Source organism: Marinobacter orientalis (assembly GCF_004792665.1).
Taxonomy (GTDB): domain Bacteria; phylum Pseudomonadota; class Gammaproteobacteria; order Pseudomonadales; family Oleiphilaceae; genus Marinobacter; species Marinobacter orientalis.
Window position 1 is genome coordinate 67,135 of record NZ_SRZX01000009.1, and the last position, 12,410, is coordinate 79,544.

At 58.4% G+C, this 12,410-nt stretch carries 9 protein-coding genes; 4 read left to right on the top strand and 5 right to left on the bottom strand.

The window, feature by feature from the left end; translation table 11 throughout:
* Positions 1-18: 18 nt before the first annotated feature.
* Positions 19-2,325, top strand: a complete 2,307-nt coding sequence (gene ptsP, locus DIT72_RS17205; protein ID WP_135956470.1) for a phosphoenolpyruvate--protein phosphotransferase — start codon at positions 19-21, stop codon at positions 2,323-2,325.
* A gap of 100 nt (positions 2,326-2,425) precedes the next feature.
* Positions 2,426-3,667 carry a patatin-like phospholipase family protein gene (locus tag DIT72_RS17210; RefSeq protein WP_135956471.1) on the top strand — a complete coding sequence of 414 codons (1,242 nt, stop codon included), beginning with the start codon at positions 2,426-2,428 and terminating at the stop codon, positions 3,665-3,667.
* Positions 3,668-3,737: 70 nt separating this feature from the next.
* Here DIT72_RS17210 and hslU read toward each other — a convergent pair whose 3' ends face one another.
* The 5 genes from hslU to DIT72_RS17235 form a co-directional block, all read right to left on the bottom strand.
* Positions 3,738-5,066 carry an ATP-dependent protease ATPase subunit HslU gene (gene hslU, locus DIT72_RS17215; protein WP_135956472.1) on the bottom strand — a complete coding sequence of 443 codons (1,329 nt, stop codon included), beginning with the start codon at positions 5,064-5,066 and terminating at the stop codon, positions 3,738-3,740.
* 12 nt (positions 5,067-5,078) lie between these two features.
* A complete protein-coding gene (hslV, locus tag DIT72_RS17220) occupies positions 5,079-5,609 on the bottom strand; it encodes an ATP-dependent protease subunit HslV (protein WP_135956473.1) in 531 nt (176 codons plus the stop codon).
* A gap of 115 nt (positions 5,610-5,724) precedes the next feature.
* Positions 5,725-6,363: an SPOR domain-containing protein gene (locus tag DIT72_RS17225; RefSeq protein WP_135956474.1), complete on the bottom strand. Its 639-nt coding sequence runs from the start codon at positions 6,361-6,363 to the stop codon at positions 5,725-5,727.
* A 60-nt stretch (positions 6,364-6,423) separates the two neighbouring features.
* Positions 6,424-8,109 (bottom strand): arginine--tRNA ligase, encoded by a 1,686-nt coding sequence (gene argS, locus DIT72_RS17230; protein WP_135956475.1) that lies wholly within the window; start codon positions 8,107-8,109, stop codon positions 6,424-6,426.
* 129 nt (positions 8,110-8,238) lie between these two features.
* Positions 8,239-10,407, bottom strand: a complete 2,169-nt coding sequence (locus DIT72_RS17235; protein WP_456085576.1) for a primosomal protein N' — start codon at positions 10,405-10,407, stop codon at positions 8,239-8,241.
* A gap of 265 nt (positions 10,408-10,672) precedes the next feature.
* Between DIT72_RS17235 and rpmE the strand changes: the two genes are divergently transcribed.
* Positions 10,673-10,894, top strand: coding sequence for a 50S ribosomal protein L31 (gene rpmE, locus DIT72_RS17240; RefSeq protein WP_135956492.1), 222 nt, complete (start codon positions 10,673-10,675; stop codon positions 10,892-10,894).
* Between the two features lie 226 nt (positions 10,895-11,120).
* Complete coding sequence (locus tag DIT72_RS17245; RefSeq protein WP_135956477.1) at positions 11,121-12,386, top strand: malic enzyme-like NAD(P)-binding protein; 1,266 nt, start codon at positions 11,121-11,123, stop codon at positions 12,384-12,386.
* The last annotated feature ends 24 nt before the right edge of the window (positions 12,387-12,410 follow it).

Here is a 12,410-nt window from a genome sequence, read left to right on the forward strand (position 1 = left end):
TGACGGATTGAAGCCGCCATGCTGAGTATACTGCGAAGTCTTGTTCAAGAGGTAAACGGCGCCCGCGATTTGCAGGAGGCGCTGGCTATCATTGTTTCGCGGGTGCAGAAAGCCATGGACACCGAGGTGTGCTCGGTTTACCTGCTTGATCCGGCCACCAATCGCTACATACTCATGGCCACAGAAGGCCTTTACAAGCAGGCCGTGGGTCAGGTCAGCCTGGGCTATTCCGAGGGTCTGATTGGCCTCGTCGGCTCCCGTGAGGAGCCCATCAACCTTGAAGATGCTCCCTCTCATCCCCGTTACCGTTATTTCCCGGAGACAGGGGAAGAGCGATTCCGCTCGTTTCTCGGTGTGCCCATTATTCACCACCGCCGGGTTCTGGGCGTCCTGGTCGTTCAGCAGCGGGAGAGTTCACGCTGCTTCGACGAGGGTGAGGAAGCGTTTCTGGTTACGGTTTCGGCACAACTGGCCGGTGTCATAGCCCATAGTGAGGCGACCGGTGCCATCAGCGGCCTTTCCCTGACTGGTGAGGAAACCACGGACATCAGCTTCAGTGGTGTGCCCGGTGCACCGGGCGTCGCCATCGGCAAGGGCGTCGTGGTCTATCCCGCAGCGGACCTGGACGTGGTGCCGGAAAAGCCAACGGACGATGTCGGGCTGGAGCTGTCACTGTTTAATGGTGCGGTTACGGCGGTTCGTGAAGATATTGAAAGGGTGGCTGCCAGGCTGGCTTCGCAGTTGCGCCCGGAAGAGCAGGCGCTGTTTGATGTGTATTTGCGCATGCTGGGCGATGACGCCATGCCGGGTGAGGTGTCCAACCGGATCAGGGAGGGCTTCTGGGCCCAGGGCGCCCTGAAGCAGGTGGTTCAGCAGTATGTGCGTCACTTCGAGATGATGGAGGACCATTACCTGCAGGAGCGGGCAGTGGATATCCGCGACCTTGGCCGGCGCCTGCTGTCCCACCTGCAGGAGGGTGAGCAGAAAGACACGGTTTATCCTGAAAACACGGTACTGGTCAGTGAAGAGCTGACACCGTCCATGCTGGGGGAAGTTCCCAAGGGGAAACTGGTCGGCCTGGTGTCGGTGAAAGGTTCCAGTAACTCTCATGTCGCCATTCTTGCCCGCGCCATGGGCGTGCCAACGGTCATGGGGCTGGTGGATATCCCGGTAAACCAGCTGGATGGCAAGGACCTGATAGTGGATGGCTTTGAGGGACAGATCTTTGCCTCGCCCTCGGCAGACCTGCGGAATTACTATCAGGAAATCTGCGACGAGGAAGACGAGCTGGTCAAGGGCCTGGAGGCTTTGCGGGACCTGCCCTGCGAAACCACGGACAACCACCGTGTCTCACTGTTGGTGAATACCGGCCTGATGACCGATGTGGTGCGCTCACTGAACCATGGTGCGGAAGGCATCGGCCTGTACCGCACCGAAGTGCCCTTCATGATCAAGGACCGCTTTCCCTCCGAGCAGGAGCAGCGGGAGTACTACCGTGAACAACTGGAGGCTTTTGCTCCCAGCCCGGTCACCATGCGCACTCTGGATATCGGCGGCGACAAGGCTCTGAGCTACTTCCCGATCCAGGAAGAAAACCCCTTTCTGGGCTGGCGTGGTATCCGCGTAACTCTGGACCATCCGGAGATTTTTCTGGTTCAGGTGCGGGCGATGCTCAAGGCGAGTGAGGGGCTGAATAACCTGCAGATCATGCTGCCGATGATCAGTAATATTTCCGAAGTGGAAGAGTCGCTGCACCTGATTTACCGGGTGTACCACGAGGTGAGGGAAGAAGGTTACAACATTCATATGCCCAAGGTCGGAGTGATGGTCGAGATTCCGGCTGCGGTGTACCAGATACGTGAACTGGCGGACCGTGTCGATTTCCTGTCTGTCGGCTCCAACGACCTGACCCAGTATCTGCTGGCAGTGGATCGTAACAATCCGCGTGTGGCCCAGCTTTATCATTCCTATCATCCGGCGGTATTGCAGGCGCTTGTCCGGGTAGCTCAGGATGCCCATTCCGTGGGTAAGCCCGTTGGCATCTGTGGCGAGCTGGCGGGGGATCCCGGTGGCGCCCTGTTGCTGATGGCAATGGGTTACGATTCCCTGTCCATGAACGCGGCGAGCCTGCCAAAGGTCAAGTCCGTCATACGCAGTGTCAGTCGTGAATGGGCGACCCAGCTGCTTGAGGATGTGCTGCTGCTGGATTCACCCCATGTGATCAAGAGCTGTGTTGATCTGGCTTTGCGCAATGCCGGGTTTGGACGCTATTTACGCCCGGGCAAGTCGGGTGCCATCGCCCATGCCGAAAAGGCCCTTTCCTGATGGCTTGCTATCGATGGCGTCCAGATAGGGTGTGTACTCTAAAATCGACTGCTACGGTAAATAAAATCAGCCAACAGTACCCGCGAACGGATAACGCATAATGGCGACAACGACAGCAATCAAGCCCCGCTCCCGCATCGGCCTTGCACTTGGAGGGGGCGGTGCTCTGGGCGGAATCTACGAAATCGGGGCGCTGCGCGCCCTTGACGAGGCACTGGACGGGCTCGATTTTAACGATATTGATGTGTATGTCGGGGTAAATGCCGGATCATTCGTGGCTGCCAACCTGGCCAACCAGATGACCACCGCCCAGTTGTGTCGTATTTTTGTGCGCAATGAGGCTGAGGTCCATCCGTTCCATCCCGAGGTATTCTATCGTCCGGCGTTCCGGGAATTCGCCAACCGAATGCTGGCAGTGCCCGGTCTGGTTACAACTGCGGTTCGTCGGTTTGTCAATAATCCCTATGACCAGAGCCTGCTGGAAGCCATGACCGTCCTCGCGCAGGCAGCGCCGGCCGGTCTGTTCGACAACGAGGGGCTGCATGAATACCTGCAGCGGGCCTTTACCATGTTGGGCCGTACCAATGACTTCCGGCAGCTCCGTCGCAGCCTGTACATCGTGGCGGCGGATGTGGAGAGTACCGAAGCGGTCTGCTTTGGAGCCCCCGGGTTTGACCATGTGCCCATTTCCAGGGCGATCCAGGCCAGCATGTCTTCCCCGGGCATCTATGTTCCGGTCACCATTGACGGACGGTACTATGTGGATGGCACCCTGAGAAAGGGTCTGCATGCCTCTGTGGCCTTCGAGGACGGTGCCGATCTGGTGTTTGCGGTTAACCCCCAGGTGCCGATTGATGCCAGTGCGGCGGTGCGAGCCGGTAGTATGGCACCGGGGGAGTTGACCCGCTCCGGTATGCCTCATTTGTTGTCCCAGATGTTCCGCACCATGGTTTATTCCCGTATGCAGTCCGGTATTGCCCAGTACGCGCGGGATTATCCGGACAAGGATATCCTGCTGTTCGAGCCGACCCGGGATGATGCCAAACTGTTTTTCTCGAACGTATTCAGTTTCCAGTCCCGCCGCATGGTATGCGAGCACGCCTACCAGATGACACGGCGTGACCTGCTGAATCGTGCGGATGAACTGGAGCCGAAACTGGCGAAGTACGGTATCCGCCTGCGCAGGGACCGGCTGGAAGATGAGCAACGCACCATCAGCACGAGTCTGTACGGCGAGATGTTACCTCTCTATGTCGCCAGGGGGCGCAAGAAAAAGGCCCAGAAGGGCCGTTTGGCGGCAGGGCTTGATAATGTGACAGAGCTTTTCAGCAAGGCGCTGTAGGACGTCAGGAAAGGATCAGGGAGAGCAGGGCGCCCTGGGAAAGGCGCGCCCCGCCAGAATGATGCTTGCGTCAGAGAATGTAGCGGCTCAGATCTTCGTCTTCGGCCAGTTCGCCCAGCTTCTCATCGACAAACGCCGCAGTCACCTCGAAGCTGTCGGTCACCTGGTCACCCGCTTCGTACGACAGGCTTTCCAGCAGCCGTTCCAGCACAGTATGCAGTCGCCGGGCACCGATATTCTCGGTGGTCTCGTTGACCTTGTAGGCGACCTCCGCAATGCGGGCAATGGCATCCTCTGTAAAGCTTAGCTTGACGCCCTCGGTGCCCATCAGGGCCTCATACTGCTGCACCAGTGAGGCGTCTGGCTCGGTCAGGATGCGTTTGAAGTCGTCCGGCGTCAGCGCCTGCAGTTCAACACGGATCGGCAGACGGCCCTGCAGCTCCGGAATCAGGTCGGACGGCTTGGACAGGTGGAACGCCCCGGACGCGATGAACAGGATATGATCGGTTCGTACCGCGCCATACTTGGTGCTGACAGTGCTGCCCTCGATCAGTGGCAGCAGATCCCGTTGCACACCTTCCCGGGAAACGTCCGACGAGGTGTTTTCCGAGCGCTTGGCTACCTTGTCGATCTCATCGAGAAAGACAATGCCATTCTGTTCGACGCTCAGAATCGCCTTCTGCTTGATCTCTTCCTCGTTGACGAGCTTGGCTGCTTCCTCATCGCGAACCTGCTTCAGGGCATCGGCCACTTTCATCTTGCGGGTCTTGCGCTTGTCGGAGGACATGCTCGAGAACATGTTCTGTAGCTGGCTGGTCATCTCCTCCATGCCGGGAGGTGCCATGATTTCAACGCCAGCTCCGCTATTGCGCAGGTCAACTTCGATCTCCTTGTCGTCCAGCTCGCCCTCGCGCAGTTTCTTGCGGAACAGCTGGCGGGTAGAAGAGTCATCTGTTCTCTGGCTGTCTTCCTTCAGATCCCTGGGTGGCGGCAGCAGCGCATCCAGGATGCGCTCCTCGGCGGCATCCATGGCACGATGCTCGTGGCGCTTCATCTCTTTTTCGCGCAGCATTTTGATGGCCATGTCCGCCAGGTCGCGGATGATGGACTCGACATCCCTGCCGACATAGCCGACCTCGGTAAACTTGGTGGCTTCCACCTTCAGGAAGGGGGCATCCGCCAGTTTGGCCAGCCGGCGCGCAATCTCGGTCTTGCCCACACCGGTGGGGCCGATCATCAGAATGTTCTTCGGTGTAATTTCATCACGCAGCCCGTCTTCCAGCTGCATCCTGCGCCAACGGTTGCGCAGGGCAATGGCGACGGAACGCTTGGCCTCTTCCTGGCCCACGATGTGTTTGTTGAGCTCGTGGACAATCTCACGGGGGGTCATTGCAGACATGCTAGCTCCGGATCAGTCGTTGGCTGAAAGCACTTCGAGGGTGCGATTGTGGTTGGTGTAGATGCAGATGTCGGCCGCGATATCCAGGCCCTTCTCCACAATCTCGCTGGCCTTCAGGTCGGTGTTCTCCAGCAGGGCCCGGGCCGACGCCTGGGCAAACGGGCCGCCGGAACCAATGGCAATCAGGCCCTCTTCCGGTTCGATCACGTCGCCGTTGCCGGTGATGATCAGTGAGGCGGTCTTGTCGGCGACAGCCAGCAGCGCCTCCAGCCGGCGCAGGGCCCGGTCCGTTCTCCAGTCCTTTGCCAGTTCAACCGCGGCCCGGGTCAGGTTGCCCTGGTGCTTTTCCAGTTGGGCCTCGAAGCGCTCGAAGAGGGTAAAGGCGTCGGCGGTACCGCCGGCGAAACCGGCCAGCACCTGGCCGTTATAGAGTCGGCGCACCTTACGGGCATTGCCCTTCATGACGGTATTGCCGAGGGAAACCTGGCCGTCACCGCCCATGGCAACCTCGTCGCCGCGCCTGACAGAAAGTATCGTAGTCATTCTGGCTCCACTTGCCTGATAGAAAACATGACTGATAGAAAGGAGTACCCAGCAGTTATGGAGGCTGGCGTCCGGTTTTCAAGGCCTGCAGGCAAGAGAGGGCGCGGAGGGCAGTTCAGCTCTCCTTGGGGATTTTCCGGACCAGAGGCTGGATGTTGAGGTTGACCAGTTTGTCGATGGCCGCGTTCATCTGGCTGCGGGAGGTGAACGGACCCACATTGACACGATACCAGGTGCTGCCGCTGTCAAGATCAATGCGTTTGACCTTGGCCCGCAAACCCTGGAACGCAATCTCGGCACGCTGCCTTTCGGCATCCTGCTGTTTGCGGAACGAGCCGGTCTGCACCAGGTAATCGAACGTCTGCTGCCCCGCCGGCCCGGGGGTGTATTCTTCGACCTCTGGCGGAATAACTTCGGAGTCTGGCAGCATGTCGTAGAAGCGGAAGCCTGGCTTTTCATCATTGGCGGCAGTGTCTGGCGCCTGTTCCTCTGTTACTGGCGGTTGCGCCGGCACCGGTTTTGTTCCCTGCTGCTGATCGGAGGTTGGCAGTGAGTTCAGATAGGCAATAAAGCCGATAAATCCGCCAACGGCTGCCAGCGACAATATCCAGCGCAGTGAGAGCCCGCCTTGCTGGGATTTTGCCGCTGCCGGGCGTTGCACTGGCTGTTTTTGCTTCCGCGCCGGTTTGGCAGCTTTTGTCGTTGTTGCCGACTTGCTGGCCGATTTGGGTTTGCGGGCGTAATCTCGGGACATGCCGGATGGTTTCCTGTTGCTTGCCTGGGTGATCAGATCTATGGCACGGAGCCGTAACTGCTACATTTCTTCCGGTGCGCTTACTGCAAGCAGGCCAAGGCCATTGGCAATCACCTGCCTGATCGCAAGGTAAAGCGATATCCGCGCATCCCGCACGGCGGTATCCTCGATCAATACCTTGTGGGCGTTGTAGTAGGTGTGAAATTGCCCGGCAAGGTCCCGCAGGTAGTGGGTCAGGTGATGAGGTTCCCGCAGCCTGGCGGAGCTCTCGATCAGCTCGGGGTATTTTGCCAGCTGGTTCGCCAGATCCTTCTCTTCAGCAAGCGTCAACAGGGACAGGTCGCCAACACACTCGTTCAACCCGCGTTCAACCCCTTCCTCTTTCAGTTTCCTCAGCACACTGCAGATTCGCGCATGGGCGTACTGGATGTAATAGACGGGGTTTTCATTGGTCTGGGAACGGGCCAGGTCGATATCGAAGGTCAACTGGGAGTCCACCCGGCGCGCTGCCAGGAAAAAACGGGTGGCATCGCGGCCGACTTCGTCAATCAGATCACGAACGGTCACATAGCTGCCCGCCCGCTTGGAGATTTTTACTTCCTGGCCGGAACGGGTCACCATCACCATCTGGTGCAGCACGTAGTCCGGCCAGCCCTGGGGGATGCCAACTTTCAGTGCCTGCAGGCCAGCGCGAACCCGGGTGATGGTGGAGTGATGGTCTGCACCCTGTTCGTTGATGACCGTGGTGAACCCGCGCTGCCACTTGTCCAGGTGATAGGCAACATCGGGCAGGAAGTAGGTATAGCCGCCATCCTTCTTGCGCATCACGCGGTCTTTGTCGTCACCGAATTCGGTGGTTTTCAGCCACATGGCGCCTTCGTGTTCATAGGTATAGCCGTTTTTCTGCAGGCGCTCGACCGTTTGCTCCACCTTGCCATCCTCATAGAGGGATGACTCCAGAAAATACACGTCGAATTCAACGCCAAAGGCCTTCAGATCCAGGTCCTGTTCACGGCGCAGGTAGGCAACAGCAAACTCCTGAATGGCTTGCTGATCCTCCGGATCGGCTTTGCCCGTCACTTCGCGGTCGTCGGCAGTGACGGTTTCACCAGCCATGTAGGCATCGGCGACGTCTGTGATGTAAGCGCCACGGTAACCGTCAGCGGGCCAGTTCTCGTCTTCCGGAGTCAGCCCTTTTACCCGTGACTGAACGGAGAGCGCCAGGTTGTTGATCTGTGCCCCGGCGTCATTGTAGTAAAACTCCCGGGTCACGTCGTAACCATTGGCCTCCAGCAGGCGGCTCAGGCAGTCGCCGATTGCGGCGCCACGGCCGTGACCAACGTGCAGGGGGCCGGTGGGGTTGGCGGACACAAACTCCACCTGCACCTTTTCACTCTTACCATTGTGATTGCGGCCATACTGCCCGGCTTCGTCAAGGATCGTGTTGACGACCTCAAAGGCACTGGCCGTGCTCATGAAAAAGTTGATAAAACCTGGCCCGGCAATCTCCACCTTCGCCACCGCTGAGCTTTCCGGAAGCTTTTCCACCAGTGCCTCAGCCAGCTTTCGTGGCGGGCAACCGGCCGCCTTTGATGCTACCAGGGCAATGTTACAGGCGTAGTCACCGTGGGATTTGTCCCTGGTGTTTCCTACCTGTGGGGTGAAAGTCTGGTCTGCAGGCAGTGTGCCCTCGGACTGAAGGGTTGCCAGTGCAGACTGGAGAAGCTCGGATACGGTCTCTTTCATGCTGTCGGATGGCTCGGTTTACAAGAGAATGGAAGAACGGCGGCAAGCAGCCTGCCGGAGAATCGAAGGGCGCTATTATCGCGGAAAGTGAGGCCGCAAGCAAAAGCCGCGAGTCTGACGCTTATGGAATTATCCGGTCTCTTGCGGATCCACATCAATCATCCATTTCAGCCCGGCCGGCTGTCTGCTTTGATCCAGTGATTCGCAAACCCGGGCGAGCCGGTGGTTCAGGTATTTGCGATTGTTACAGAGCAGCACCAGTTGCGCGCGGTGGCGATCAGCCCGGCGGGCGATCAGCGCGGGGAGGGGCCCCCAGATTTCAACTTTGTCAGAGAGTGCCTGTGGTTTGATGGTGTCGAGGAGCTGGAGGCTTTTCTCCATTGTTTCCGCCTCTGCCCTGAAAATAGCCATGGCGCGATAGGGCGGCAACTGCCCGGCTTCCCGTTCTGCGAGCATCTGGTCAGCGACGGGGAGGTAGTAACCTTCGGCCAGCGACCGGAGCAACGGGTGGTCACTGTGGCAGGTCTGTATCAGTACTTGCCCGGGCCTGGTTCCGCGCCCCGCCCGTCCACTGACCTGAAGCAGTGTCTGGATCAGTTGTTCCGGGGCCCGAAAGTCCACACTGAACAGTCCGCCATCGGCATTGACCACAACCACCAGTGTGACGTTCGGGAAGTCATGGCCCTTGGCCAGCATCTGCGTACCCACCAGAATGCAGGGGCGCCCGCTGTTCACTTTTTCGAGAATGCCCTGGATACTGCCTTTGCGCTGGGTGCTGTCCCTGTCGACCCGAACCACGGGCGTGTCAGGAAACTGCGTCGTCAGGATGTCTTCCGTGCGCTCGGTGCCCTGGCCGACCGGCTTGAAGGCGTCGCTGTTACACTTTGGGCAATGGTCGGTAGCCGCGGTCTGGAAGTCACAATGGTGGCAGCGCATGGCGCGGTCACGACGGTGATAGGTAAGCCGGGTATCGCAGCGGGGGCATTCGACCATATGGCCGCAGTCAAAACACATCATGATCGGGGCGAAACCCCTGCGGTTCACAAACACCAGCGCCTGCTGACCTTCCTGAAGACACTTGTTGATCGCCTCCAGGGCAGGACGGGAGAGCCCGCCTTCCAGTGGCCTGCTGCGGATATCCAGCAGTTTGATGCGGGGTGGCCTCGCCTTGCCTGCCCGCTCTTCCAGTCTGATCAGCGAGTATTTGCCGCAAAGGGCATTATAGTAAGACTCCATGGAGGGCGTGGCAGAGCCAAGAATGACGGGGCAGTTGTTGAGGTGGGCACGATAGACTGCAGTGTCCCGGCCGGAATAGCGGAAACCCTCTCCCTGTTTGTAGGAACTGTCGTGTTCTTCGTCCACCACAATGGTTTTAAGCCCGGTAAAGGGCAGCAATACTGCCGACCGGGTTCCGATCATTATCACCGGTTCGCCGCTGCGGACCTTGAGCCATGTGGTCAGGCGTTCCCCATCATTCAATGCTGAATGCCACACGACAATGCGCGAGCCGAAGTAATGCTGGAAACGCGCAACCGTTTGCGGCGTCAGGTTGATTTCCGGCACAAGCACCAGTGCCTGATCCCGGTCGCCGAGGTAGTGTTTCAGGTAATAAAGGTACAGTTCGGTTTTGCCGCTTCCGGTTATGCCAAACAGCAGGGCCGCCGCAAAGCCATTTGCTGGCAGGGGAAGCTGGTCTGCCGCATCACGCTGTGCCCGAGAGAGCTCGGGGATGCGGTTGCGGATTTCCTGCGGTACACCGGCGGGATCAGGCGGTGGTGCCTCGAAAACCAGTTCCCTGCCATGAAGGCTTTTAACCTGGGACTGGGTAAAGCCGGCCTGCACGATCTGTTTACCGCTGACACTTCCCGGCTGGCGTTGCAGCCAGACCAGAAGCTCTCTCTGCCTTATTGCGTTGCCGGGCAGTAGTGCAGGATCGCCGCAGGCCTGCCAGTAGGCCTCTTTTTTTTCCACGGCCGGTCTTCCGCGGCGAAGGGCCGGTGGCAGCGCTGTAAAAAGACACTCACCGAGAGGGTGTTGATAGTAATCCGCCGCCCAGCTCAACAGCCGGAAGGTTTCTGCTGGCAGCGCTGGCCACTCTTCGCAGACCGATCTCACCGGCTTGAGGGTAATTCCCTCTGGCGGAACAACATCTGTGTCAGCGACAAGGCCGGTGGCAGACTGCCTTCCGAAGGGCACTGTCACGCGCTGACCCTGCTGCAGGATGATGTGGTCCGGCACCAGATAATCAAACAGCCGCCGGATAGGGCGGTTCAATGCTATGCGCGCGGTTCGGGGCACAAGCGGCTCCATGGAAACGAGGGTGTTACGGTATCTGCCTATCCTGTTCTGCGCCAGCGCTCCGGCGCGCCCCGTGTCAGGGCAGGATGATAAGACGGTCCGGGGCTTGCCTGATACCAAAATTGCAAGTAAGATTCGCGGTCTGTTTCCGGCAGGGCATGATTGTGCCCCGTCTTGTCAATTGATTCAAACATGCGGTGCCTGACACCTGGAGCGTTTCCAGTTCCCGTGATCAGGTAGCGGCATGACCCGACCGAGGTTCGCCATGAAAGAAGGTATTCACCCCAAGTACGAAGAGATTAACGTTACCTGTTCTTGCGGTAACACATTCAAAACGCGCTCGACCTACACCCATGACCTGCAGCTGGATGTGTGTTCACAGTGCCACCCGTTTTACACTGGCAAGCAGAAAGTCATGGATACCGGTGGCCGTATCGATCGCTTCCAGAAGCGTTTCGGTGGTCGTATCGGCGGCAAGAAAAGCTGATCCGGATACTGACGATGAAAAAGCGCCTTCGGGGCGCTTTTTTTGTGTCCGCAGGTTATCCCGGCGGGCGCCGTTTATGGGTGTGTAGGCAAAAAGCCTTATTGACTGATCGCAAAATGGCCAGCTAGGCCTTGTCTGATAATGACCTTCGCGCCATAATGTCGCGCTCCGCTGGGCAAGGCCCGGTGGCTTTTACCTCTTATAACGTGACAACGGAACAGTGGCAATGTCTCAAGATCTGAAAGAAGCAGCCCTTGAATATCACGCCAAGCCGCGGCCTGGTAAGCTGAGTGTTGAAATCACCAAGCCCACCAAAACCTCCCGCGACCTTTCTCTGGCGTACAGTCCCGGGGTTGCCGAGCCGGTCCGCGAGATCGCGAAGGACCCAGAAAATGCTTACAAATACACTGCCAAGGGTAACCTGGTAGCTGTTATTTCCGACGGTTCCGCTATTCTTGGTCTGGGTAATCTCGGTCCCCTGGCGAGCAAGCCGGTCATGGAAGGCAAAGGCGTACTGTTCAAGCGTTTTGCCGGCATTGACGTGTTTGATATCGAGGTCAATTCCGAGAGCCCCCAGGCGTTTATCGAAACGGTTGAGCGTATTGCTGACACTTTCGGCGGCATCAACCTGGAAGACATCAAGGCACCCGAGTGTTTTGAAATCGAGCGGGCGCTGATTGAGAAGTGCAGCGTGCCCATCTTCCACGATGATCAGCATGGTACCGCGATAGTAACGGCGGCCGGGATGATCAACGCGCTTGAGCTTCAGGGCAAGAAGATCGAGGAAGCCAGGATTGTCTGCCTAGGCGCCGGTGCCGCGGCGATCGCCTGTATGAAGCTTCTGATCAGCTGTGGCGTTCGCTCCGAGAACATCTTCATGCTGGATCGCAAGGGTGTGATTCACTCTGGCCGTGACGACCTGAACCAGTACAAGGCCATGTTCGCCAATGATACCGACAAGCGCACGCTTGATGATGCGATGGACGGTGCCGATGTCTTCCTCGGCCTTTCCGGTCCGGATCTGGTGACTGCTGATCAGCTCAGGCTGATGGCACCGAACCCGATCGTCTTCGCCTGCTCCAACCCGGATCCGGAGATCGCTCCCGAGGTGGCGCTGGCCACCCGGGATGACCTCATCATGGCAACCGGCCGGTCCGACTATCCTAACCAGGTAAACAACGTTCTCGGCTTCCCGTTTATTTTCCGGGGCGCGTTGGATGTACGGGCAACTGCCATCAACGAAGAAATGAAAGTGGCAGCGGTTCATGCGATTCGCGAGTTGGCCAAGGAGCCGGTTCCGCAGGAAATCTGCGAAGCCTATGATGTTGCAAGCTTCGAGTTTGGAAGGGAGTACATCATTCCCAAGCCGATGGATGTGCGCCTGCTGGAAGTTGTTCCAGCCGCGGTTGCGCGCGCAGCCGTTGACTCTGGTGTTGCTCGTAATGGCTATCCTGCCCATTACCCGCTGAAGGCGATGGAGGATATCATCTGATAGAGCTGCTCCAGTCTTTCAGGC

Coding starts and splice junctions, on each gene's coding strand:
- ptsP (WP_135956470.1), top strand. CDS start 19: ATGCTGAGTATACTGCGAAGTCTTGTTCAAGAGGTAAACGGCGCCCGC.
- DIT72_RS17210 (WP_135956471.1), top strand. CDS start 2,426: ATGGCGACAACGACAGCAATCAAGCCCCGCTCCCGCATCGGCCTTGCA.
- hslU (WP_135956472.1), bottom strand. CDS start 5,066: ATGTCTGCAATGACCCCCCGTGAGATTGTCCACGAGCTCAACAAACAC.
- hslV (WP_135956473.1), bottom strand. CDS start 5,609: ATGACTACGATACTTTCTGTCAGGCGCGGCGACGAGGTTGCCATGGGC.
- DIT72_RS17225 (WP_135956474.1), bottom strand. CDS start 6,363: ATGTCCCGAGATTACGCCCGCAAACCCAAATCGGCCAGCAAGTCGGCA.
- argS (WP_135956475.1), bottom strand. CDS start 8,109: ATGAAAGAGACCGTATCCGAGCTTCTCCAGTCTGCACTGGCAACCCTT.
- rpmE (WP_135956492.1), top strand. CDS start 10,673: ATGAAAGAAGGTATTCACCCCAAGTACGAAGAGATTAACGTTACCTGT.
- DIT72_RS17245 (WP_135956477.1), top strand. CDS start 11,121: ATGTCTCAAGATCTGAAAGAAGCAGCCCTTGAATATCACGCCAAGCCG.